Annotated in this window: 22 protein-coding genes and 1 pseudogene; 8 read left to right on the forward strand and 15 right to left on the reverse strand. The window is 70.0% G+C overall.

The window, feature by feature from the left end:
- Window positions 1–22: 22 nt before the first annotated feature.
- From Q8A52_RS43985 to Q8A52_RS44000, 5 genes are all read right to left on the reverse strand, one after another.
- Window positions 23–511 (reverse strand): hypothetical protein, encoded by a 489-nt coding sequence (locus tag Q8A52_RS43985; protein WP_316763123.1) that lies wholly within the window; start codon window positions 509–511, stop codon window positions 23–25.
- Window positions 511–873 carry an amidase domain-containing protein gene (locus Q8A52_RS49340; protein WP_408649358.1) on the reverse strand — a complete coding sequence of 121 codons (363 nt, stop codon included), beginning with the start codon at window positions 871–873 and terminating at the stop codon, window positions 511–513. Before Q8A52_RS49340 ends, Q8A52_RS43985 begins: the two co-directional genes overlap by 1 nt.
- A gap of 109 nt (window positions 874–982) precedes the next feature.
- Window positions 983–1,657 (reverse strand): hypothetical protein, encoded by a 675-nt coding sequence (locus Q8A52_RS43990; RefSeq protein ID WP_316763126.1) that lies wholly within the window; start codon window positions 1,655–1,657, stop codon window positions 983–985.
- 446 nt (window positions 1,658–2,103) lie between these two features.
- Window positions 2,104–2,868: a hypothetical protein gene (locus Q8A52_RS43995; protein WP_316763129.1), complete on the reverse strand. Its 765-nt coding sequence runs from the start codon at window positions 2,866–2,868 to the stop codon at window positions 2,104–2,106.
- Between the two features lie 389 nt (window positions 2,869–3,257).
- Window positions 3,258–3,923, reverse strand: a complete 666-nt coding sequence (locus Q8A52_RS44000; protein ID WP_316763131.1) for a hypothetical protein — start codon at window positions 3,921–3,923, stop codon at window positions 3,258–3,260.
- A gap of 534 nt (window positions 3,924–4,457) precedes the next feature.
- Here Q8A52_RS44000 and Q8A52_RS44005 point away from each other — a divergent pair.
- Both Q8A52_RS44005 and Q8A52_RS44010 read left to right on the forward strand, forming a co-directional pair.
- Complete coding sequence (locus Q8A52_RS44005) at window positions 4,458–4,631, forward strand: hypothetical protein (RefSeq protein WP_316763133.1); 174 nt, start codon at window positions 4,458–4,460, stop codon at window positions 4,629–4,631.
- Between the two features lie 208 nt (window positions 4,632–4,839).
- Window positions 4,840–5,562, forward strand: coding sequence for a hypothetical protein (locus Q8A52_RS44010; protein ID WP_316763135.1), 723 nt, complete (start codon window positions 4,840–4,842; stop codon window positions 5,560–5,562).
- A gap of 77 nt (window positions 5,563–5,639) precedes the next feature.
- On the opposite strand, the gene Q8A52_RS44015 is transcribed toward Q8A52_RS44010, so the two are convergent.
- The 3 genes from Q8A52_RS44015 to Q8A52_RS44025 all read right to left on the reverse strand — a co-directional run bounded on the left by Q8A52_RS44015 (window position 5,640) and on the right by Q8A52_RS44025 (window position 8,912).
- Window positions 5,640–5,810 carry a hypothetical protein gene (locus Q8A52_RS44015; RefSeq protein WP_316763137.1) on the reverse strand — a complete coding sequence of 57 codons (171 nt, stop codon included), beginning with the start codon at window positions 5,808–5,810 and terminating at the stop codon, window positions 5,640–5,642.
- Between the two features lie 139 nt (window positions 5,811–5,949).
- A complete protein-coding gene (fxsT, locus tag Q8A52_RS44020; protein ID WP_316763139.1) occupies window positions 5,950–8,295 on the reverse strand; it encodes an FxSxx-COOH system tetratricopeptide repeat protein in 2,346 nt (781 codons plus the stop codon).
- Window positions 8,296–8,438: 143 nt separating this feature from the next.
- Window positions 8,439–8,912, reverse strand: a complete 474-nt coding sequence (locus Q8A52_RS44025; RefSeq protein ID WP_316763142.1) for a hypothetical protein — start codon at window positions 8,910–8,912, stop codon at window positions 8,439–8,441.
- Window positions 8,913–9,715: 803 nt separating this feature from the next.
- On the opposite strand from Q8A52_RS44025, the gene Q8A52_RS44030 reads away from it, so the two are divergent.
- The 4 genes from Q8A52_RS44030 (at window position 9,716) to Q8A52_RS44045 (ending at window position 13,684) form a co-directional block, all read left to right on the forward strand.
- Window positions 9,716–10,966 carry a helix-turn-helix domain-containing protein gene (locus Q8A52_RS44030; RefSeq protein ID WP_316763145.1) on the forward strand — a complete coding sequence of 417 codons (1,251 nt, stop codon included), beginning with the start codon at window positions 9,716–9,718 and terminating at the stop codon, window positions 10,964–10,966.
- A gap of 101 nt (window positions 10,967–11,067) precedes the next feature.
- A complete protein-coding gene (locus Q8A52_RS44035) occupies window positions 11,068–11,583 on the forward strand; it encodes a DUF6415 family natural product biosynthesis protein (RefSeq protein WP_316763148.1) in 516 nt (171 codons plus the stop codon).
- 98 nt (window positions 11,584–11,681) lie between these two features.
- Complete coding sequence (locus Q8A52_RS44040; protein ID WP_316763150.1) at window positions 11,682–12,557, forward strand: radical SAM protein; 876 nt, start codon at window positions 11,682–11,684, stop codon at window positions 12,555–12,557.
- The gene (locus Q8A52_RS44045; RefSeq protein WP_316763152.1) at window positions 12,554–13,684 is read left to right on the forward strand and encodes a methyltransferase domain-containing protein; all 1,131 of its coding nucleotides are present in this window, start codon (window positions 12,554–12,556) and stop codon (window positions 13,682–13,684) included. Before Q8A52_RS44040 ends, Q8A52_RS44045 begins: the two co-directional genes overlap by 4 nt.
- A gap of 672 nt (window positions 13,685–14,356) precedes the next feature.
- Here Q8A52_RS44045 and Q8A52_RS44050 read toward each other — a convergent pair.
- Window positions 14,357–15,253: a replication-relaxation family protein gene (locus Q8A52_RS44050; RefSeq protein ID WP_316763180.1), complete on the reverse strand. Its 897-nt coding sequence runs from the start codon at window positions 15,251–15,253 to the stop codon at window positions 14,357–14,359.
- Window positions 15,254–16,140: 887 nt separating this feature from the next.
- Between Q8A52_RS44050 and Q8A52_RS49345 the strand changes: the two are divergent.
- Window positions 16,141–16,309 (forward strand): annotated as a pseudogene (locus Q8A52_RS49345) (IS256 family transposase); the annotation flags it as partial.
- Window positions 16,310–16,656: 347 nt separating this feature from the next.
- Here Q8A52_RS49345 and Q8A52_RS44065 read toward each other — a convergent pair.
- From Q8A52_RS44065 to Q8A52_RS44075, 3 genes are all read right to left on the reverse strand, one after another.
- Window positions 16,657–16,932 carry a hypothetical protein gene (locus tag Q8A52_RS44065; RefSeq protein WP_316763154.1) on the reverse strand — a complete coding sequence of 92 codons (276 nt, stop codon included), beginning with the start codon at window positions 16,930–16,932 and terminating at the stop codon, window positions 16,657–16,659.
- A 405-nt stretch (window positions 16,933–17,337) separates the two neighbouring features.
- The gene (locus Q8A52_RS44070; protein WP_316763157.1) at window positions 17,338–17,478 is read right to left on the reverse strand and encodes a hypothetical protein; all 141 of its coding nucleotides are present in this window, start codon (window positions 17,476–17,478) and stop codon (window positions 17,338–17,340) included.
- Window positions 17,478–17,927, reverse strand: a complete 450-nt coding sequence (locus tag Q8A52_RS44075; protein ID WP_316763160.1) for a DUF3995 domain-containing protein — start codon at window positions 17,925–17,927, stop codon at window positions 17,478–17,480. Before Q8A52_RS44075 ends, Q8A52_RS44070 begins: the two co-directional genes overlap by 1 nt.
- A 55-nt stretch (window positions 17,928–17,982) precedes the next feature.
- Here Q8A52_RS44075 and Q8A52_RS44080 point away from each other — a divergent pair, with 55 nt between their 5' ends.
- Complete coding sequence (locus Q8A52_RS44080) at window positions 17,983–18,576, forward strand: TetR/AcrR family transcriptional regulator (protein WP_316763163.1); 594 nt, start codon at window positions 17,983–17,985, stop codon at window positions 18,574–18,576.
- A gap of 193 nt (window positions 18,577–18,769) precedes the next feature.
- On the opposite strand, the gene Q8A52_RS44085 is transcribed toward Q8A52_RS44080, so the two are convergent.
- From Q8A52_RS44085 to Q8A52_RS44095, 3 genes are read right to left on the reverse strand one after another with little or no spacing between them, the layout of a single operon-like run.
- Window positions 18,770–19,897: a serine hydrolase domain-containing protein gene (locus tag Q8A52_RS44085; RefSeq protein WP_316763165.1), complete on the reverse strand. Its 1,128-nt coding sequence runs from the start codon at window positions 19,895–19,897 to the stop codon at window positions 18,770–18,772.
- Entirely contained in the window at window positions 19,894–20,475 is a 582-nt protein-coding gene (locus tag Q8A52_RS44090; protein ID WP_316763168.1) for a hypothetical protein, read from the reverse strand. Before Q8A52_RS44090 ends, Q8A52_RS44085 begins: the two co-directional genes overlap by 4 nt.
- A gap of 1 nt (window position 20,476) precedes the next feature.
- Complete coding sequence (locus Q8A52_RS44095) at window positions 20,477–20,842, reverse strand: PadR family transcriptional regulator (protein ID WP_316763170.1); 366 nt, start codon at window positions 20,840–20,842, stop codon at window positions 20,477–20,479.
- Window positions 20,843–21,730 lie beyond the last annotated feature (888 nt).

Below are 21,730 nucleotides of genomic sequence, written 5' to 3' on the forward strand. Positions count from 1 at the left end.
TCCGTGTGCGAGGTGCTGGTGCCTACGGTGCCATGGGGTCGCCGTTTCCCAGTTGCACCCACCACACGTCATGGTGGTCGCGGGTGAGTTCCAGCGTCTGCTTCTGTCCGGAGTTGTAGCGGAGCTTGACGCTGGTCAGGTATGGCACCCCTCGGTCGAGCACGACTGCTTCGACGGGTTCGCCGGCGTGTGCGCCGTACCGGGTGATCAGCTTCTGGGCGGCTCTTTCCTGGCCGGTGTACCAGGGGGCGCCGATGCGGGCCAGGTCGGTGGCGTCACCGGCCTGAAGGCGCTGGACGTACACCTTGACGAGCAGCTCGACGTCGTCGGCGGTCTCCTCGACGTCCGGGTAGTCGGATTTCACGGCGCGGACGCTGACCTTCACCCCCGACGTTTTGTGCAGCGAGTACGGGACGGGGTTCCGCAGCAGCCACCAGGCGATGGCAGCCGCTCCCAGAACGGCCAGAGCCAGCGCCGCCACCCACAGTCGTTTCCTGTACGACTCGGTCATCAGTACCACCCCGGAATGACGTGGAAGATATCCGCCCACGTACCTGTGCTCATGTAGGAATCGAGGCGCTTGTTCAGACGGGCCCCGGTGTGCGCGCTCACGTAAGCCCTTCCGTGGGACATCTTGGTGATGACGCCCGCGTGGTCCCAGCCGCCGTGGCCTTGCCAGTTGAACAGGACGATGTCACCGACCTTGGCCTCATACTGCTTGGATTCGGTGTTGATGATGCCTCTGCTGTGAGGTTCCAGGAACCTGTGCAGGGAGTCGGTCGCCTGTCCAGGTGAAGGAGACTCGCCAGGGCTCCAGAAACAGATAGCCCAATACCAGACATCGCCAGGGGTGTCTGAACACCCCTTGGACAGCCGTCAGGCATGCTGCTGAACTCCCACATGGCTCACATCGCTGATGATCAGCCAGCACCAGAGACAACTACCCACGTTGCCACGCTGGGCCTGTGTGTGCGGGCGCGCCTCAGTTGGCGGTGCCGGCCAGGCGACGCATGATCGTCATGAGTTCGTCGGGCGGGGAGATGCTCATCGTCCGACTTTCCTCGTCGAAGAGCGTGATCGATGTCAGGGTGCCGGCGCGCCACCAGAACACCCGGGGGGAGAGCCGTCCGGGGCCGTCCTCGTAGGCGCCCTGCCCGAACTGTGCCAAGGCGTTGACGGCCTCGGCGACGTGCCTGTCGGTGAGCGGGTAGAACGCGAGGTTGTGCCGGTTCGGGACGACTAGCAGCACACCCTCGTCCGGTATCTCGGGGCCGTCGGTGGCCCGCACCGCCTCGTCGAAGACGAGCACCTTGCTGGCCGCGAACACCGACTCCGGGTGGCCGAGGATGTGGAGGACCGCGCCACCGGGGAGATCGAGGGTGTGGTAGTTGACCGGCTCGCGGAGCAAGTTGGTACGCGCGGCGGCCGCAAGGGTGTCCCACTCGACGAGGGCCACGTCGCGGTCACTGAGGACGCGGACGTTGTCAGGGGTGTCGAGGGCGATGCCCGCCAGGAGGTCCGTGGCCAGCGGCTGCAGGTAGCTGAACTGCCCTCGTGCTTCCTCGGGTATCGATTCCTCGGCGACGAGCCTCAGGTACACGCTGCGCAGGGGGTCCGGGGCACTGCTGTGGTCGGTGCGGGCTGACAGGTCACTCATACGCGGTTCCTTGGGTGTGCGGCCGCGGCGGGGTGCCGGGCACATCTGATGGGGTGGTTCGTCGGGCGGCTCGCCAGGTGGAGCAGCTCACCGATAAGATCACGCAGCCCCGCGCCGCCACACCATGGTTCCAGCGCCGCGGTCTGCAGCTGCTGGACATCGGGTACGGCCACCAGGCTGGCGCTGCGCTGGAGTTCCACAGCGCCCGGCGGCGCCCTTTGGTTTTCCAGCCCAGGTGCGGCACGGACTTCGGCCCGTTACACTCCGGCCGCGTGTCCACCGCCTGGACAGGCCTTGGCCCCGGGGGGCCAGGCTGGTTTGCGGTCATCGAACGAGGGTGACGGTGACGGGGGAGTCGGGGCAGGCGGCGAGGCGTTTCGGCGAGCGCGTGATCCAGCCCAAAGCCACTCAGCGCGGTACGGGACCCCGGACGAGCTGACCAGCCGTCATTTCAGTTTCACCGCGTCCCCGGCCGACACGACCCGCGCGGTCGTGGTCGTGCCGGGGAAGTACCAGCGCCAGCTGCCGGCAGAGGTGGCCGTGACCTTGGTGCTGAGCTTCCCGGCGTCGTCCGTTCGCACCGTCTTTACCGTGCGGTAGTGGGCTGCATCGGCTGCCTTGAACTGCAGCTTGACGCTCTGCCCGGTGAACCCGTGGTACTTCAGGTCCTCCCAGTCCGCCCGGGTCAGTCTGCCGGAGACGGTCAGCTTGGCCCCCTTGGCGATGGGCTCGGGTGAGGCATCCGTGGTGAGCTTGGAGGCGCGCTTCATCTTGAACTCAGCGATATGGTCGGCGATCCAGTAGTCACCGTCGTTCGCTTTGACGGTGGCGTTGACCTGCCAGAGCCCTGCCGTGTGGTTGACGTCCTCGGGCAGGCTGCCCGGAAGCCACTGCGGGGCGATGGTCATCGTGGCTGTGCACACCGATGTGGTGGAGCTCTTCTTCACGCACTTGGTGTCGGTCCAGTCGCTGAACCCCCAACCGTCGCTCTTGTTGAAGACGCTGACGTGCGACAGACCCTTCACACCTGAGTTGTCCCGGATGGTGATGGCGATCGGGTAGGTGACGCGCTGGGACGTGCCGATGATGACGTTCTTCCCGCCGTTGACGACGGCGGCCGTGACGCGGATGTCTCCCTTCCCTTCCGCGTGGGCCCCCGTGGCCGTCAGCAGTGTCAGAGCCGCAGCCCCACCGGCAACAGCCCACGCCACTTGGGCCGTTCTGCTTTTCGTGATCCCTCCCCGTGGGTGTGAGAGGAGAGACTACACAGCGAGTGGATATGGATCGCACAGACGTTCCCGCGGGTGGGGCAGGGCCATGGCATGGCGCCGGGCAGGTCGATGCAGCGACTTCGGGCAGGGACGTTGCGATCTGCCGTCCGCAACCAGTCTGGTCGGCATCCTGACCGCACAGGCCAATCACGCGCCGGCCCGGGCGGGCAGGCGCTGACCGTCGTATTGGGCGGCGGCGTCGATGACGCGCGAGTGCCCCTCCATCAGGGAGGAGGGGCACCTGCGGACAGTCGCCCAGTGTGTGCGGGAACGTTCCGCGACCAGGCAGTGGCATCGTGGAGCGTCGATGACGAGCGAGGTGATTTTCGCTAGAAAAGCCGCACGCGGAGCATGAACTGGCAGCCGCCGCCGCGGCCATCGGTGTCGATGCTGATCGTCACCGGGTTGCCGTCGTACGCCGTTTGGTACTGGCCCTGGGGCAGAGGCGGGTGGTCTGCAGACCCGCACTGGCCGGCGTCGCCGTCGGCGTAGAACTGCACGTCAAGGGCGACGTCATCACGGCCTGCCACGGTGAAGGTGAGGTTGCAGTAGCCCGGACGGTTGTCGGCGTCGATCCTGACGGTCTGGCCGAACGTGCGGATCCGCTTGATCGGCATCGGGTAGGTGCCCTGATAGTTGCCGCACTGGCCCGAGGCGTCGTCGCTGCTGGGCAGGAAGGTATAGCTGATGCGCGCACCGTCGAGGGCGTGGTCCGAGTCGTGGATGCCGAAGGCCAGCTGGCAGCCTCCGGGGCGGTTGTCGGTGTCGATGCGGATGGCGGGGGTCCAGTCCGGTGAGGGGGCCCACTGCTGCCCTGTCGCCCCGGTGCACTGCCCGCCGTCGCCGTCGGGATTGAACTGGACGCCGATCTCCGGAGCGGCGAATTGTGGGGCTGCTTGTGTGGCATGTGCGGCGGTGCCGGACAAGCCGGCTGTGGCCAGGGCGGTGGCGGCCAGGGTGCAGGCCAGGCGTCTGGTCCGTTGCAGTCTGGTCATACGGTGTCCCCTCCTAGGTGGTCCTGGGCCGAGGCAGGCCCGGGCGTGTCGCGGTGGAGGTGCTGAACAGCTGCCCGGCGGCGCACGCGGTTGGCTGCGCAGCAGTGGTGCGGGTGTCGCGTGGCGCGTCGTGTCCGGACTTTCAGGGCGAGAGGTGCGGCATATGCCCCGGCGCGGATTCAGGTTGAGTATGACTGGCTGTGACAGTGTGTGCCTGCACGGTAACGCGCCAAATCGCGGGGGGTATGGAACCGGACCGGGTCCCGACGGCTTCTCGGCTCGCGGGCCGAGAGAGAGGATCCCTGGTCCGCCGGGGTTTCGTCAGGCTGGCTGGCGCGGTGCGGCTTGTTCCACTCTTCTGGCAAACACCAAGACCAGGCGGGCGAAGCTGGATGGAGAGCAGCTGGAGCGGCTGGCCGGCCTCAGGCTTACGTGGGCGGCTCAGGCCACACAGACGGCGTAACCGAGGGTCGAGACGCGTCAGTAGAGCTGGATGCGGGTGACGACGATGTGCGGCGGGCGGCGTCGGCGACGATGACTTACTCGGTGATGCCGAGCGAGCCGTCCGCGCCGAGCGGCATGCGCCGCTATCCGGGCCACTTCGCCGACGCGGTCCTGCCGGGCAGCATGCCGTACCGCCCCGGCAACAGACCTGCACCGTCTCACCTGACCTCGCCCCTGACGTGCGAACCGGACAAGGTCAGGTGAGACGGAGACAAGGTCTCGTGAGACGGGACACCAAGCTGCTGGGCGTCTCTCCGGGCACCCTCTACAACCACATCCCGAACCTGAAGGGGACTGCGCGCCGACGCCGTTCCCAATCAGCTCGAACCCACTGAGTGGTGACCCGTTCTGACCCGACCCGAAGACCGCGACCGGTACCCCGGCCTCGGGACTGGTGAGCTCGCATGTTCAAGTGTCGCGTATTCGCGGCCGAGCCCAGATGGGACTTGCGCTGAGTGATCTGCGCGAGCTCCGCGGCACCCTGCAGTCTGATGGTTGCTGGTTGGTGGTTGGCATGATGGGCGGCGTCAAGTTCTCAGGTGTTTCTAGGGGAGCGACTGTGGCGTTCGAGACCGAAGCCGATTTCGGAGTCGCCGAACGGGATGAGTGGTCTTATTCGCCGGCAGTCGGCGTCGGACCGCTCCGGTTCGGTATGACCGTCGACGAAGTGGTCGAGGCGGCTGAGATACTCGGCCAGACGGAGGTCAGCAATTGTGCACGGGACTACGCGATCTTCTCGCCGACTTGGAAGATCGAAGTCCACCGTCGCGGGCTGGCTTCTTCTCCGCCTGCTGTCACGGCCTATGTGAGCCAAGCCGTGGGGCTGTTCTGCATCGCTGCCGACGCCGTGCAGGGTCCCCAGATCGCGTTCGACGGACTCCCGCTGGTCGGGAGAGACCTGTTGGAGCTGGAAAGCCATGCAATCGAGCATGCCGAGGCGATGGACGCGCACCTTCGCTACACGCCCGAGGGCTACGCAGGACCGGATGATCCAGGGGTCCTCATGCGCGGGCAACTAGTCGGGCAGGTTCTCCGCTCGCGTCCGCTGTTCATGGTGACGCGCGACGGCGCGAATACTGAATGGGACTCGATGCCCTCCGACGAGTACCACGTGAAGGGCAAGTCCATGGCCTGACGTGGTGTGACGGACAGTGATGTTCGGGAATCTCCCCCTCCGCTGCTTGACCTCACCTTGTGACTGCAAGCTTCCGCTTACTCCAGATAGAGAGCTGCCAAGCGGGGCAGCCGGCGAGTCATTTCGTTGAGGTCATCGAAATCGAAGTTCCAGGTGGGGTCCAGCTCCGGGTAGCGGATGGTGGGTGGGCTCGCGAGGAGCTGATCACCGGTCGCCGAGATGTGTGCGTTCCAGGCGATGCCCAGCATCTCCTCACCCTCCAGGTCGACGCCGTCGGCCGCGGAGGCTTGAACGATGGGCAGTTCTGCCAGGGCATCAGGTCAGCGACTGCGCGCTCGAATACCGAGGTCGATCCGGCCGCACACTGCCACTTGCCGATCTTGCTCATCAATCGGTCGATTGATGAGCAGCGGTGTCGTTCCTGGCCTGCCCCCGCCAGTGGGCCAGGTTGTGCCGGGTGGTGAGGGTGTGGAGGTGATCGTCGCCCAGCACCCGCTGCTGGTCGGGCAGCAGCTCGGCGAGAGCGGCTGCGGCGCCAGCCGCATCGCCCGCCCGGCCCCGCCAGTGAGCCAGGTTGTGTCGAGCGCTGAGGGTGTGGGGGTGATCGTCGCCCAGTACCCGCCGCCGGTCGGCCAGCAGTTCAGCGAGAGCGGCTGCGGCGCCAGCCGCATCGCCCGCCTCCCCCCGCCACCAGGCCAGGCTGTGTCGGGTGATGAGGGTGTGGGGGTGATCGTCGCCCAGCACCCGCTGCTGGTCGGGCAGCAGCTCGGCGAGAGCGGCTGCGGCGCCGGGGGCGTCCCTCGTCTCCCCTCGCCACCAGGCCAGCTCATGTCGGGTGGTGAGGGTGTCGGGGTGGTTGTCGCCCAGCACCCGCCGCCGGTCGGCCAGCAGCTCGGCGAAGGCGGCCATGGCGCCAGCCGCATCTCCCGCCTCCCCCCGCCACCGGCCGAGGATGCCCCGGGTGGTGAGAGTGTCGGGGTGGTTGTTGCCCAGCACCCGCCGCCGGTCGGCCAGCAGCTCGGCGAAGGCGGCAGCGGCGCCGGAGGCGTCCCCCGTCTCCCCCCGCCACTGGCCGAGGTGGCTCCGGGTGGTGAGGGTGTGGGGGTGGTTGTTGCCCAGCACCCGCCGCCGGTCGGCCAGCAGCTCGGCGAAGGCGGCAGCGGCGCCGGAGGCGTCCCCCGTCTCCCCCCGCCACTGGCCGAGGTGGCTCCGGGTGGTGAGGGTGTGGGGGTGGTTGTCGCCCAGCACCCGCCGCCGGTCGGCCAGCAGCTCGGCGAAGGCGGCCATGGCGCCAGCCGCATCCCCTGCCCGGCCCTGCCAGTGGGCCAGGTCGTGCCGGGTGATGAGAGTGTCGGGGTGGTCCGGGCCGAGGTGGCGGTCGGCGGTTGTGGTCAGTTGGTGGAAGTAAATGGTGGCAGCAGTGACTTGGCCAGCTTCGCCGAGGCTGCTGCCCGCTCGGTACAGCAGCGGATGCGCGTCGGGCCGGTAGAGGGCGTCTTCGGCACAGGTCGTGAGGGCGGTGGTGTTGGCACGCAGGGCCTGGGCGAGGGCGGTGTCGCGTTCGATGTCGGGCCAGGCGGCCATGAGGGCATCGGCGGCGGTGCGGGCGTACTGGTCTCGCTGGTCGGGGGTGAGGGTGTCGCGGGAGGCCCGCTGGATGAGCTGGTGGACGCGGACGGCCTGGTGGGGGGCGCCCGGCCTGTGGTCGATGAGGCTGAGCCGGTCCAAGGCACGCAGGGCGCGCACCGCGTCTGGGCGGGAGACGGGGGCCGAATCCGCGGTCGGGTTGGGGCCGGTCGCGGTGCGGTGTGCGGCGAGGTGAGCGCAGGCCACCTCGCCGGTCAGCACGTCCTGGGGAATGCCGTTGGCGTCGAGCAGGGCGGCCAGCTGGAGCAGGGGCCTGGCCAGGCCCGCGGGACGCAGCTGGTCGGCGCGGGCGATGGACAGGGACCAGGCGGCCGCGAGGGCGACGACCTGTTCGTCGGGCAATGCGTCGGGGGCGAGGTCGGCGAGTTTGGTGGCTCGGTCGGTCAGCAGATCCCGGTAAGCGGCCGCGGTCTCACCGGAGTCGATGAGGTAGGCGGCGGCCTGCGCCAGGGCCAGAGCCAGGTGGCCGACATCGGCGGCCAGGGCGGTGAGCTGGTCGGTGGGCTCGACTCGGCCGTGGGCGGCCAGGGACGTGGTGAGGTAGGCGACGGCTTCGGCCTCGGTGAACAGGCCGACCTCGACCAGGCGGCGGCCTTCCCCGGTCAGGGCGGCGTCGCGGCGGCGGGTGGTGGCCAGGGTCCGGCCGTGCGGGCTGGCCGGCGGCCACAGGCCCCGCAGATCCTCGGGGTCGGCGACGTCGTCCAGGACGATCAGCCACCGGCACGGCTGCTGCCCGGACTTGGGGGTCAGCCAGGCCAGGAAGGAGCGGGCTGCTTGTTCCGGGTCGTCGGGGACGGCCCGGCACAGCTCGATGCTGGCCTGCGCGTATCCGGTCACCACGGGCGAGCGGGCGCTGGCGGTGATCCAGACCAGGACGTCCAGGCCGCCGGTGTCCCAGGCGGTGTGGGCGTAGTCGGCGGCGAGCTGGGTCTTGCCCACCCCGCCCATCCCGGTCAGCACCTGGCGTAGGACCGCAGTGCCGCCGCCGTCGATCGCCGCCCGCAGCCGGTCCGCCTCGGCGCGGTGCTGGAAGGACTGCGCCCGGGAGGGGATGACGCCGACCTGATGCGGCCACGCTGCGGGCACGCGCAGTGCGGAATGCCGATGTTGGTGGATTCCCCCGTTGACGGTGCCGACGGCGAAGCCGCCGCGGGTCGCGGAGATGTCCCTCGGGTCGTCGCCGACGGGGTGGTGCAGAACTTCCGATGGGCCTGCGGTGGCCGGTCCGCTCAGCCCTGGGGCGGAGCCGGCATGGGAGGGGTGCCGATCTGCGCCCCTCCCTGGATCACACCAGCAGCGATTGAGCCCTGCTGGGCGTGGATGTCTACCGTGTTCGCGGCCAGCCCGCCCGCGCCGGCGACCACGCCGCCCTGCAGGGCATGCTGTGCAAGCAGGCTGCGCAGCTGTTCGGCCGCCCGCTCCCGCTCGGTCCCGTCCAGGCTTTCCAGCAGGGTCTCGATGCGGGTCTGCCAGACGCCCTCCTGGCGGTTGCGGGCCTGCTCCGCCTCCGCCGGGTCGGTGGCCTGCACGGCGGCCGCGGTCTGGTCCAGACGCTCCAGCTCGGCCTGCTCACGCCGCGCATCGCCCCGGCCGAACCAGCGCGCCGCCGCCTGCCGTAGTCCCCTCCATGCATCCGTCCCTGCCGCCGTCACTAGCGCCGTGCCGCCGGACGCGGCCAGTGCGATCAATGCCTGGTCAAGCATCCCGCCCTCCCCCTGAATCACGGTGTTGATGGGGACGGTAGCGCCGCATCCGGGGCCCTCGCATCCATCTCGCCGAAACCCACTTGAAGCTTCCCCGGCACCCCAAAACGGGCGCTCTCGACTGTCCGCGAACTCACGCTCGGTCGGCTGGCTGCTCGTCGTCGGCGTCCGCTGGTATGCGAGGGCCTGGCACGGTGACCACGGTGAGGTTCAGGCGGGCATCCATGTCGAGGTTCACTTCCCCGTACGGGCGAACGTGGGATCAGAACAACGGAGTCAGGCCGCGCCGGTCGGAGGGTGTGAGCAGATCGGCCCACTCCGGTTCGCCGAGGACGTCCTGGAGCATCAGGGTGTTCACGTAGATCAGCGTTGAAAAACCGCATGAACACCGTCATGAATGAGACCCGCGCCATCTGGTCGGGCAGCTATGAACGCAGAGGCGGCGGGCTTTCGCCGCCACTCCGGGAATCGACGGGCATCAGTCCCTTGACCTACCGGCGCCAGTTCCGGCACTGACCGGCAGGCCTTCCGGGAGACTCGCTCAAGGTCGGCACCGGAGACTGACCGGATCAGAACCAGGTAAACCGTCTCAGGTTCCGCAAAGGCCACCGTCATTGTCCCTTCCGCGGGCAGGCCCGGATGGACCACTGGGTCGGGCCGGCGATGGACTGACCCGCCGTGTGGCCTCCGGCTGGCGAGGTGGCGCTCGGAGTCGAGGCGCGGACGTAGCCGGAACCTCACACGAGACCGGCCCTGCCCCATACCCTGGCAGTGACGAAGCTGCAAGGAGGGGCAAGGCCGTGATGTCATCCGATGCTACTCCGGACCCGTACGCTGATCCGCTTGTGTTCGGACAACGCCTCCAGATTCTTCGCACGCGTAAGGGGATGACCCGCGATCAGCTCGGCGGGCTCGTCGGCAAGTCCGGGTCGTGGGTCAAGGGCATTGAGACAGGTCGTCTGAAGACGCCCAAGCTCGAGGTGATACTCCGTATCGCCGAAGTGCTGCGCGTCCGGGATCTGTCCGACCTCACCGGAAGCCAGACCATGCACGTCGACTTGTTCACCGGCCCTGGCCATCCGCGGCTGGCCGCGGTCAAGGCCGCGGTCGACGCCTTCCCGCTGACCACCCAGCACGAGGCGCCGCCTGCCGCCCACCTCTGTGCCCGGCTCGCGCGCGCCTGGGCTGCACGTCACTCCGCGCCCAACCACCGCGAGGTCGTCGGCGCGCTGCTTCCCGAGCTGCTCCGCGACGCCCAGCTGGCCGTCCGCCAGGCCGACCGCGGCTCCGAGCGGCGTGCCGCGCAGGCCGTCCTCGCTGAGGTGTACTCCCTCTGCCAGTTCTTCGTGGCCTACCAGCCCGACGCCCCGCTGCTGTGGCGGGTGGCAGAGCGCGGGCTCATCGCTGCCCAGGAGTCCGAGGACCCGCACGCCATCGGAGTCGCCGCCTGGCTCGCTGCCCAGGCGCACCGCGACGCGGGGCCGGCGCACTTCGACGCAGCGGACGCGGTGAACCTCGAAACGCTCGCCTACCTCGAACCGCTCCTGCCCGACGCCCGGGATGACGTCCTCGCCATCGCGGGCGCGCTGACCTTCGAGGCCGGGTACACGGCCGCCCGGCGCGGCCAGACCGGCACGGCCTGGCGGTACTGGGACAGGGCCCGCGGCATAGCGGCCCGGCTGCCCGAGGACTACTACCACCCGGTCACGTCGTTCTCACGGGCCATCCTGGGCGCGCACGCCGTTACCATCGCCGTCGAACTGCACCAGGGCGGCGAGTCCGTACGGCAGGCCGCCGCAGCGGACGCGGTCACGATCCCCTCGCGGCCGCGCCGGGCCCGGCACCGCATTGAGGAGGCGCGCGGCTACCAGCTCGACGGACAGCCGGACGTTGCCCTGGCCACGCTGAACCAGGCGCACGAGGCAGCCCCCGAGACGATCAAGTACAACGGGTACGCGAAGCGGATCGTCCTCGAAGAGGCCGAGGCGAAGAGTCCGGCGCGGCGCCGCCGGGCCTCCGAACTCGCGGTCAAGCTCGGCATGTTGGCTGCGTAGCCGCAGGGGCACAATCTGTGCCCTTGCTCTCCGTCTCCCGCTCTTACGGTCAAACCTCAAGACCCCGGCGGCCGCGCGAACGGCCCTGGGGCGGGGCCGACTTGACGGAGCAGACCGTGATGGCGAACAGCGTGGAGACGGGCAGCGACACCCGGGCGCCGGACATCGACACGATGCGCGCGAGCATAGGCCGGCTGCTGCCGCCCGACGTGGTGGCGCCCACTGGCAAGGACCTGGCGACGCTGACCGGCCTGCTGCGTGGCCACATGGAGCTGCTGATCCCGGAAGTCCGGGCGGTCGCTGCGAAGTTACCCAGGGACGACGTCCCCCGGTACTGTGCGCTCGCCTGCGCCGGTGAGGCCAGCGGCAGGCTCAGGTCCCGGCCGAGCCCCGCGCCGGGCGGAGACCTTGCGTACGCCCGGCGCCTCGCTCGATCGCTGAACGCCCTCGTGGACCACTACGAGGCCCTGACCGGCGTCCGGATGTGCCTGGCCTGCGACCAGCCGGTCCGCGACGGCGAGGAGTCGCTGCCGTACGACCAGGTCAGCCCCTCCGGCGGCGCGATCAGAGCAGGCCGCATTCACGCCCGCTGCACCAACGCCGTGCGCCGTCACTGACGAACGCCGCCGCACCCACGACTCCCGTCCCCAGCCCCGCCCTGGACAGGTCGAGCCTGGGGGCGGGCCCCCGTCCGCGCGTCCACGAAGGAGAATCCATGGCCATGGCAGCAGGCATCCTGTCCGCCGAACTGGAGATCACCGGCGTGTGCCAGCTCAAGTGCAGCCACTGCTGCACCGACTCCGGCCCGACGGCGAGCGCCGGAACGATGACGTTCGACAACTGGCAGCAGGTCATCGGCGACATCGCCGAACTGGGCATCCCCGCCGTGCAGTTCATCGGCGGCGAACCGACCCTGTCGCCCTACCTGACCCAGTACATCGACCAGGCCCTCGCCGCCGGGCTGAACGTGGAGGTGTACTCCAAGCTGACCCACGTGCGGCCCGGCCTGTGGGCGGCGTTCGAGCGCCCCGGCGTCTGCCTCGCCACCAGCTACTACAGCGACCGCGCCGACGAACACGAGAAGATCACCAACGGGCCCGGCAGCTACCGGCGCACCCGCGGCAACATCAGCGAGGCTCTGCGCCGCGGCATCCGGCTCCGCGTCGGCATCGTCGACGTCCTTGAGGGGCAGCGCGTCGAGCAGGCGCAGGCCGAACTCCGCAGCCTCGGCGTCACGCGCATCATGGTCGACCGCGTCCGCAGGGTGGGCCGTGCCGCCGACCCCGCGACCGCGGTCTCGAGCCCCTCGGAGCTGTGCGGCCGGTGCTTCCGCCAGCGCCTTTCCGTCTCCCCGGACGGTGAGGTGTCCGGCTGCATCCTGTCCCGGTTCCTGACCGCCGGGAATGTTCGCGAGCACCGCCTTGCCGACATCCTGAACAGCCACCGGTGGCAGGAGCTCACCGACGTGGTGCCGCAGCCCCGGGCGGCCTGCCCGCCGGACGATTCCGGAGACTGCGACCCGGCCAACACCCCCGCGTGCGATCCTGCCTGGGACGCCGCCCCCGCCCCCCGCCTCGGAGTGACCGCGTGATCTGGGACCGCCACGCCGCAGCACTCGCCGACTTCGTCACCCACCCCGCATCCCGGTGGCGCGCCCCCGTCGCCGCGGTGCCGCGCCACCAGTTCGTGCCCCAGTGGTGGCAGCGCTGCCCGGAGGGCTGGATGCTTCACAGCGGCCCCGCCGACGAGGAAGCCTGGCTCGCCGCCGCCTACCAGGACACCTCGCTCACCACGCGTGTCGGCCCCCTGCACGCGGACCACGCGAAGCCGGACGACCACCCGGAGGGCTGGCCCACCTCGTCGGCGACGCTGCCCAGCCTGCTCGTGCGCATGTTCCAGCACGCCCGCATCGGGGAGAGGGACGAGCTCCTGGACGTCGGCACCGGCTCCGGCTACGGCACCGCCTTGGCCGCTCTGCGCCTGAGCGACCTCCAGGTCACCAGCGTCGACGTGGACCCCTACCTCGTCGACGCCGCCCGGGAGCGCCTGGACCGCATCAGGCTGCGTCCCCGGCTCGCCGCCGTGGACGCCACCGGCGAGCTGCCCGGCGCCTACGACCGGATTGTGGCCACTGTCGGCGTCCGGCCGGTGCCCGCGAGCTGGCTCGCCGCTCTCAGGCCCGGCGGGCGGCTGGTCACGACGATCGGCGGCACCACACTGATCGTCACGGCGGAGAAGCGGGAAGACGGGAGCGCCGTCGGCCGCGTCGAGTGGGACCGCGCCGGGTTCATGCGCACCCGGCACGGCGAGGACTACCCGCCCGCGTCACGCGATGTCCTGGCCGTCGTACGTGAGTTGGACGGCGAGCAGGTGACCACCAGCCCGTACCCGGTGCTCGACGTCGAGCAGGCATGGGACCTGGCGTCGATGCTCGACCTCACCGTGCCGGGCATCCTGTGCGGCTACGCGGAGGAGGAGGGGCAGCGCACCGCGTGGCTGGCGCACGAGGACGGCTCCTGGGCCCGCGCCACGGCCATCGGGACCGAGCCGCCGACCGTCGTCCACCAGGGCGGCCCGCAGCGGCTGTGGGACGCGCTGGACGAGATCCGCGCCTACTGGCTCCAGCACGGCGAACTGCCCGTGCGCGGGGCCAACGTGCTCATCACTCCCGACGGCCAGACCCGCCTGGCTCGAGGCAGCTGGCGCGCGGTGCTCTGAGATCGCGTCCCCGGTCGGCCCCGCTCGTCTGCTTCCCCCGTGGCGGATGGGCGGGGCCTTTCGCCCCGCTGTGAGCCACGTGCACACGCGCGGTCCCGAAGCGCATGTTCCGCTATGAGGGTGGAACCTGAGGAACGGTTCCGCCGCGTGCATGTCCCGGGACCCCTCCCGGCGGCAGGGCATTGGCGTGCCCGGACTGGCCGGTCGCCTTCTCACACATATCTCACAGCCTGACGACTGTCTCGGTGCGCAGGTCGTTGCGCATCCGGCGTGTGCTGATTGCGCGGCCGGAGCGGTGGGCGTGCCGCGTACGCCCAACTATCGGTAGCCGTAGGGCGGTGGCTGCGCAGTGAGTGCCCGCGGTCGCACGCCGGCTGCGCAGTTCCGCTTACTGGTTGTGCATTCGGCCGCGTGTATTGCGTATCGGCTGCGCAATCGGGGTGGCGTGCGTTGCGCATCGGCTGCGCAAGACTGTGACCTGCTGTGGTCGGGTTGTCGGCGTCTGTAGTCGGGTTCATGGTCGGGCCTGTGGTCGGGGTTCCGGGGGTGGCGTTGAGGGTTCATGGTCGGGCCTGTGGTCGCCCTGTCTTCAGGCCGTGCGCAGATGCCGGAAGGGGCGGTGGGCGATGCGCAGCTGCTGCACGATGGACTGTGCGAGCAGCTGCGCAGGGCTTACGGGTGCCGGGGCCGGCTCCATGGGACTCGGCGGCCGGGGTCGTGGATGGGGTGCCATATGGGTGCGGAGGGGCCGCCCTGGAACAGGTCGACCAATGGCGCCGCCATGACGGGGACGTTGCGCACGAAGCCGGACAGCGCCGGCTCCGAGGCGGCCGCTTTCAGGGCGCGGATGCGGTTGGCGACGCCTGCGGGGCCGGTGCCGTCGAGGACGAACAGCAGCCGTGGGAACAGGGGGTAGCGGCGTCGCCAGTCCTCTTCCAGGAGTTGCTGCCCGGCGGCGGTCCGTGGGCGTCCGGCCGCGGGCGCGGGTATGTAGTTGTGGAGGCGGGCGTAGGCGGTGAGTTTTGCTGCCAGGCGCTCGGGCCCCATGGTGGCCCGGTCGACTTCCACGAAGGCCCGCAGCATCGACCCGCCGTTGCTGGAGCTGCGGTAGTAGAGGAGGGCGTCCGGGATGACGGCCTCGCCGCTGCCGAGGGGGTGGTAGACCTCGGGAATCCAGTCCAGCGGCCGGCAGACGTCGCCGCGGCGACGGGCGTCCTGCAGGAAGGCCAGCCCGGTCTGTGTCACCACCAGGGAGTGGCCCACCCGTAGCCTGGCGGCTGTGGGGTCGGCGATCAGCTTCGGCGGCCGCAAGTCCCGCAGTTCGGGCCACTCGGAGGCGACGTCGACGCCGTACTGGGTGGCGAACCACACCCGGGTCCGGCCGGCCTGCGCCAGGGTGACACGGTCGACGAGCCCCTCCTCACGCAGCTTGGCCAGGCGGCGCCGGGTCTGCTCGATCCGCACCCCCGGCGCGATCACCAGATGCATCTGTTCCGTTGTCGCCATCCGGTATTGGGCCGGCACGGCCAGCGCCAGCCGGTCCCCTCCGCCCGCGTCCGCGTTCAGCATCGCCACCGTCGCCCCCTTCCGTACGGTGCGGCGCCAGTCCTGTCCTGCGCCGCGCGTACGTCCAGACCAGCAGCCGGCCCCGACCAGAGGACCGACCACGAAGGCCCGACCAGCGTCACGATGCGATAGCCCCGCCGCCGACCACGCCCGCAACCCCGCCGGGGACCCCTCCGACAACCCCGCCGACAACTGTCCGCCCTTCCCCGGCATCTGACGGCGTATCCGCAGCTCACCAAGCCTTTTCGGCGTGGTCGGGGTGCCCGACATCCCCCTCTGCACCCCCACAACGCCCTCGCCCAGAAAGAAAGAAAGAAGGAAAGGGGAGGGCGGGCGTGGTGCGGTGGAGCCTCGGGGGTTCGGGCGGTCCTCGAGGGTGTTGCGCGTCGGCGGGGCCTCCGCGCTCGGTGCCGGACGAGTCGGCGCACCATGAGGACCAGGGCGCCGGCCGGGCGCGGCTGCGCGGACTGACGTCAGGGGGAAGGCTGCGCGGCCTGCGGGGCCCGTGTGGCGGCCGGTCAGCTGGCCTCGGCTCGTTCAGCCTGGGCCTTGGGGTGGGCGAGGCGGTAGGGCTCGGTGCCGGTCTGGATGATGGCGCCGTTGAAGGTGGGGCGGTCGACGGTGGCCGCGCAGAGGCGAAGTTGGCTCGGATGTCGTTCAGCGGCCCCTCAATATTGGCCACCTGGCCCCACCCGGTTGAACGGCGGCGCTTGACGTCTCGAAGCGGTCCCACTCCCGCTCACCTGCGGCGACGACCATGTGGTGCGGCGACCGCAGGCCGTCATCGAACGCCTGTCGGCGCCGGCGATGGCCAATTCGATGGGGGCCGATTGCCGAGGCCGAAGCCAGCGAAGTCAACCTTCGCCACCGACTGCGGAGGTAGGTGACCAAGGGCGCCGGAAAACCGGGCGGCCGGGCTGGCAATGGTCTTCAAGCTGGTCGAGTCCGCCCAGGCCCACTGGCGCGGTGAATGCGGCCCACCTCGTCGCCCTGGTCCGGGTCGGGGCCCGCTTCGAACGCGGCCACCTCGTCGAACGCCCCGAGACCCTCGCGGCATGAACAATGCGGGATCCGGTCCGGTGCGGACGCCATGCACCACTTGATGTCGCTGTCGGCGAAGCCGGGACCCTTCTCGTAGAAGTCCTCGGTGTCGCCGAGGTAGCCGAACTTGGCCGCGTCGCGGTGCGAAAGATGTAGCGGTCCATGCCCCAGCCCCCGCCGTCGGGGCTTTCCTCGCTCATGGCGGGAGCGATGGCGCAGTCCTCGTAGGCGCTGGGGCCGCCGGACGGACTACCGCTTGGTGTCGAGCTTGCGAACGCGCTTGATGTACGCCTTCACGCGGAACCGGGGGTCGGCACGCGCGACCTCCTGCAAGTCCGCCCAGGGGTTCGGATTGGCGTCGTCGCTCAACAGCGGCGCGAGCCACGGCGGAGCAGACTTGGCTCGAGCGCGGGTACGACGGCGGCCATGAGTGCGCGGATGTCCCGCGCTCCCGGGCTGTCCGGGGCGCTGACCGCGATCCTGGGCAATCCGGCCCAGTCCTGCAGGTCGCGCCAGAGGATTGCCCGCACCTGGTCGTGGTCGGCGACGAACGTGAGCGTGACTTCGGTCAGTTCCGCCGCGCGCGCCCGGCCGCCCTCGGCCGCCCGCCGGGCGATCGCCTTCGTGATGGCCGCCGCCATGGACCACGATGTGTCTGTCGCTTGGGTGTTCGGATTCGCCCGCCAGGTAGGCGCGCAGCCAGTTGAGGCCAGCCGCCGGGTCGTCGTAGGCATCCGCCTCCAGTGCCTTCATCGAGGCCCGCACCTGTGCCAGCGCAACGCGTCGTTCCCGCAGCTGTTCTTGCACGTGCTCGTTGTTGAGCTGCATGGCCGCGGCCGCCCCGAACACGAGCCTGGGTTTCTCGCTCATTGACTCCCGCCAATGAGCTGGTAGCCCTGGTCTGCCCGTCGGACGGGAAGCCACGGGACAGCACTGGCCCGATGGCACCCAGCGGTCGTTGGCGCGGAACAGGTCGACCAATGGCTCTGGGCTGTCCAGCACTGAGGCGCCGCCGCGCGGCCGGGTCGGCAGCGTGCGGATCGCCATCAGTGCCCGGGCAAGGTGAGCTCTGCCGGTGTGACGGCGAACATGGCAGCCCGTACCTGCTGCGGAGGTGCCGCCAGGCGCACACTGTGGATCACTCGGTGGTCGTAGGGGGGCAGGAACCGGTCGAGGACTGCGTTCATCACGATTCCTCTTTTCGTGACATGGCGGCTTTCGCGACGTAGAGGCTGAGGCCGCCGAGCAGCAGGCACAGCGGGGAGTAGAGCCGCAGATCCCAGCGCGTGTAGTCGGAGGGGGCGTCCGTCAGGTCGAGCGCGGAGACAACTGTGCCGATCAGCCCGCGTCCGAGCAGCATGGTGGCCGCCACCCACGGTCCGCTGCGGTTCACCCAGCCGGGCAGGGCGGGCGGTACTGCGGTTGACCGCACGGCGACCAGGTAGGCCGCCAGGAACAGCAGTGCCGCCACCGTCGCGGTCAGCGGCGCGGACGGCAGGTCCGCCTCGGCCACCCCGACCACCGTGCGGGCGTAGTCCGTACGGCTGGCCAACGGCCAGGGAGAGAAGATCCACACCACATGCATCAGCCCTGCCGCCGCCAGCCCCACCGCGGTCACCACGCCTGAGAGCCTCATCAAAACCCCTTTCCATACACCCCTGTACGGTTTGACCATACAGTACTGTACGGCCATGGCGAGAAGGCGGCTCACACCCAGGGACTGGATCGAAGCGGCCCTACGGGCGCTGGCGCGCGGGGGAGTGGCCGCGGTCTCGGTCAACGCACTCGCCGACGAGCTCGGCGCGACGCGCGGCAGCTTCTACTGGCACTTCACCGACCGCGACGCACTGCTGACAGCGGCGCTGGAGCTGTGGGCCCGGGAAGGGACCACCGCGGTGATCGAGACCGTGAGCAAGGTCGCAGATCCGGCGGAGCGGCTGCGCGCCCTGTTCACCACCGCCTTGACCGAGGATCCCTTCACCGGACTGGAACCGGCCATCGTCGCGCACTCCGACCATCCCGCCGTCGCGCCGGTGCTGCGCCGGGTGACGCGCGAGCGGCTGGACTTCCTCACCGAGCTCTACACCCGTCTCGGCCTCGATCCCGAGGCAGCACGCTGCCAGTCCATCACCGCCTACGCCGCCTACCTGGGCTGGCTGGAACTGCGCCGCAGCGCCGCCGACATCGTCCCCGAGGTGGGCGCCTCGGGCGGCGAGGCCGAGAACGGCCTGGCCCACCTCATCGCCCAGCTCTCCGACCCCAGCCCAGCGGCTCACCGGTGTTGAGCGGTTCTGCCGGCCGCCGTCACCCGTCCCGCGATTCGCGGATGAGGGTGGAGCGCGGGCGCCGGGACTGTTTCATGAGCGACCGCCTATGGAACACGGCCCCGCCGATCCGGCAGCCGAGCTGCCGGATCGAGACCATGCACCAGCCGTGGCTGCCCTGGGTGGAAGAGCCCTGCGCGAGCTCACCGCCTTGTCACGCTGGTCCGGCCTGTCGTTCGTGGTTGCAGAAGAGCGTCGGCACCAACGCTTCCTGGACCTGGGCCTGTCGACCCGGGGAAAGGTTCGATGTGACGACGACCTGTCGGTGCCCGTCGGGGCTGGCGAACGCGTTCGTGGCAAAGCCGGGCACGGCCCCGTCGTGCCCGATGGCCGGGCCGCACGGGGTCGGGATGCGGGCGATGCCCAGGCCGTAGCCGAAGCCGCCGGCGTCGACGAAGGTCAGCATCTGCGCCAGCTGGGGCGCGGGCAGCAGTCGGCCTCCGAGCAGGTCCCGGTAGAACCGGGCCACATCGCCCACTGTGGACACCATGGCGCCGGCAGCCCAGAGTGCCGTGGGGTTGTACTCGGTGACGTCGACCGGCGCCGCGGCCGGGCCCGGGTCCATGTAGCCGCGGGCGGCGGGGCGGGGCAGGGCCGGCTCGTCAGTGGGAAACGAGGTGTCACGCAGCCGGAGCCGGTCGATCACCCGTCGGTCGACCTCGTCGGCCAGCGACCGGTGCGTAACCTTCTCGACGATCATGCCGGCGAGGATGTAGTCAGTGTTGGAGTACTGCCATCCGCTGCCGCCGGCGAACAGTGGCGGGTCGCCGGCGACGAAGCCGACCAGCTCGCGGGGCTCCCAGTGGCGCAGCCACGGTGTGCCGGGCTGGGTCGCGTTGTACTGCAGGAGCCCCTCGACGTAGTCGGGGACGCCGCTGGTGTGATTGAGCAGCTGGCGGACGGCGATGCGGCCGGCATAGGGCAGCACCCCGGGCAGCCAGCGGCCGACCGGGTCGTCGAGGTCCAGCCGGTCCTCGGCGGCGAGCTGCAGCGCGACGACCGCCACGAAGGTCTTGGTGACGCTGCCGACGCGGACGTGGTCGCCGGTCCGCATGCGCCCGCCGGTGCCGAGGTCGGCGGTACCGGCCGCCGCGCTGTGCGTGCGGCGGCCGTGTCCGACGAGAGCGATGGCGCCCGGGGCGCCGGCGGCGAGGACCGGCCGGAGCGCGTCGCGCAGGTCGACCGCGGGCGCCCGTGCCGACGACCTTGCGACGGCGGGGCATGCCGCACCTGAGGCGAGCAGCGCCGCGGACAGCACGAAGGTAAGCAGGAGACGCCTCATCGGGAACCCTCTGCGGGCTCAGCGGTCGAAGTGGTGGCTTGGTGGCGGCGTCCCGGGGGCAGGAGACGCCACAGTCGCGCGCCGACGACGAAGGCGGCGAGCATGCCCAGGTAGACCAGGGGCGTATAGGCGCCGCCCAGCGAGGAGTGGCCGGTGCCGGTGAAGGTGACCGTGGCGTCGGCGCTCAGGTACGGGATCCCGGCCCAGTGGTACGTGCCCTGCGGGTGCGGGTGGGCGGCGAGAACACCGGCGGTGAAGGCCGACCGGCCGGCCTCGATCAGCGCGTAGCTGCCGAACTGGACAACGAGCATGCACACCGCCCCGGTCGTCCAGGTGGGACGCCGGCCCCAGTCGCCGTACTCGGCAGCCAAGTACTCGGCGGCCAGCCGCCGTACCCCGCCCAACTGGCGCAGCGCCTCGGTGGTCCCGACGTCGGCCGCGGCGGCGTGCAGGTTGGCGCGGACCTCGCGGCGCTTGGCCACGCGGGAACGCCAGCCCAGGTCGTAGAGGAGGCTGTCGAGGCGCCACACCGCGTACTCGATGCGCAGCTGGTCGATGGCCGTCAGGGTATGGGTCATCTCAGGTCTCCTCGGCCGGTGGGGCGGGAGTGGGCGGGATCGGGCGCGACAGCACACCGTTGACGGTGGCGGCCAGCGCCAGCCAGTCCGCGGTCGCCTCAGCCAGGGCGGCGTAGCCGCTGTCGGTGGGGCGGTAGTACTTGCGGGCCGGGCCGGAGCGCGACGCGACCAGCCGGGAGCTGATGCGCCCCTCCCGCTCCAGCCGTGACAGCGCCGGGTAGACCGTGCCGTCGGAGATGCCCGACAGCCCGGCCGCGCGCAGCCGCTGCACCAACTCGTAGCCGTAGGACTCGCGTTCGGCGAGCAGCCACAGCAGCAGCGGCGACAGCACCCCTTTGAGCAGTTGGGCATCGTGTGTCGTACGCATGAAATACAGGCTAGGAAAGGTACCTTGCTTCGTCAAGTAGCAATCCAAGCCAGCTACCGGCGCTGGACCGTTCCCCTTCCTGCACAGTTTCAGTGGTCGACGACTGTCAGGAGCCAGTTTTTCTGCGCATGGGTGGGGCTGTGAGCGATCTGGCGAAGGTTCACGCCCAGGAGCGGACAGACGGGCATGCTGTCACCGGTGCGCGTCATGGAACGTCACTGCAGAAGACGCAGTTCACAAGGGAAGTGAAAGGCAGTCAGCGTAGGGTAGAGATGGTTCGGTGTTTGTCTTTCAGTACGTCTGGGCTGGTGGTTCGTTGAGTGTGCTGAAGATGGAGCGCTGATGTGGTGCTGAAGGCTGCCGCTGAATCTCGATGAGGGTTGAGGGCTGAGCGGGTAAGGCCCGGGGGAGGGGGTGGCTTGTCGTTCGGTTCGTACTTCAGCCGCCCGGCTACAAGCCCAAGCGCACGCCATTCACTATGCAGTGACTGCCAGTCAGCAAGCCTGCTCTCTGGACCGGTTCCTGGACACTGCACAGTTTCAGTGGTCGGCGACAGCACCGCGCGCCGGGGGCAGAGGCAAGGAAGCCTTGATCCAGAATCGATCTGCATTTCTTTTTGAAGCATCCTCGAAAAACGCCCACCCGGATCTCCACCGCACCGGAGGGAGCGCAACCCCGCCTGTTCACAGCCGCACCCCTCCCGAAGACCCGCCCCTGACTCGGCCTCACATCTCCTCGCATACAGGCCAGCCGAGCGGGCCACCCCCACCCCCCCAGCTGCGGCGAGGGCCGAAGGCCCGTCACCCGCGCGGCAGCGCGGGTTGGCTGGAGCGCAGCGGAAGCCGTCAGCCGGGCATAGCCCGGCTCCGGCCCGCAACGCGGGCCGGC

It is taken from the genome of Streptomyces herbicida (assembly GCF_032656585.1).
GTDB lineage: Bacteria > Actinomycetota > Actinomycetes > Streptomycetales > Streptomycetaceae > Streptomyces > Streptomyces herbicida.

Coding starts and splice junctions, on each gene's coding strand:
- Q8A52_RS44075 (WP_316763160.1), bottom strand. CDS start 17,927: ATGAGGCTCTCAGGCGTGGTGACCGCGGTGGGGCTGGCGGCGGCAGGG.
- Q8A52_RS44065 (WP_316763154.1), bottom strand. CDS start 16,932: ATGGCGGCGGCCATCACGAAGGCGATCGCCCGGCGGGCGGCCGAGGGC.
- Q8A52_RS44070 (WP_316763157.1), bottom strand. CDS start 17,478: ATGAACGCAGTCCTCGACCGGTTCCTGCCCCCCTACGACCACCGAGTG.
- Q8A52_RS44095 (WP_316763170.1), bottom strand. CDS start 20,842: ATGCGTACGACACACGATGCCCAACTGCTCAAAGGGGTGCTGTCGCCG.
- Q8A52_RS44000 (WP_316763131.1), bottom strand. CDS start 3,923: ATGACCAGACTGCAACGGACCAGACGCCTGGCCTGCACCCTGGCCGCC.
- Q8A52_RS44005 (WP_316763133.1), top strand. CDS start 4,458: ATGACTTACTCGGTGATGCCGAGCGAGCCGTCCGCGCCGAGCGGCATG.
- Q8A52_RS44085 (WP_316763165.1), bottom strand. CDS start 19,897: ATGAGGCGTCTCCTGCTTACCTTCGTGCTGTCCGCGGCGCTGCTCGCC.
- Q8A52_RS44030 (WP_316763145.1), top strand. CDS start 9,716: ATGTCATCCGATGCTACTCCGGACCCGTACGCTGATCCGCTTGTGTTC.
- Q8A52_RS44050 (WP_316763180.1), bottom strand. CDS start 15,253: ATGCTGAACGCGGACGCGGGCGGAGGGGACCGGCTGGCGCTGGCCGTG.
- Q8A52_RS44025 (WP_316763142.1), bottom strand. CDS start 8,912: ATGCTTGACCAGGCATTGATCGCACTGGCCGCGTCCGGCGGCACGGCG.
- Q8A52_RS44040 (WP_316763150.1), top strand. CDS start 11,682: ATGGCCATGGCAGCAGGCATCCTGTCCGCCGAACTGGAGATCACCGGC.
- Q8A52_RS44090 (WP_316763168.1), bottom strand. CDS start 20,475: ATGACCCATACCCTGACGGCCATCGACCAGCTGCGCATCGAGTACGCG.
- Q8A52_RS43990 (WP_316763126.1), bottom strand. CDS start 1,657: ATGAGTGACCTGTCAGCCCGCACCGACCACAGCAGTGCCCCGGACCCC.
- Q8A52_RS44080 (WP_316763163.1), top strand. CDS start 17,983: ATGGCGAGAAGGCGGCTCACACCCAGGGACTGGATCGAAGCGGCCCTA.
- Q8A52_RS44015 (WP_316763137.1), bottom strand. CDS start 5,810: ATGCTGGGCATCGCCTGGAACGCACACATCTCGGCGACCGGTGATCAG.
- Q8A52_RS43985 (WP_316763123.1), bottom strand. CDS start 511: ATGACCGAGTCGTACAGGAAACGACTGTGGGTGGCGGCGCTGGCTCTG.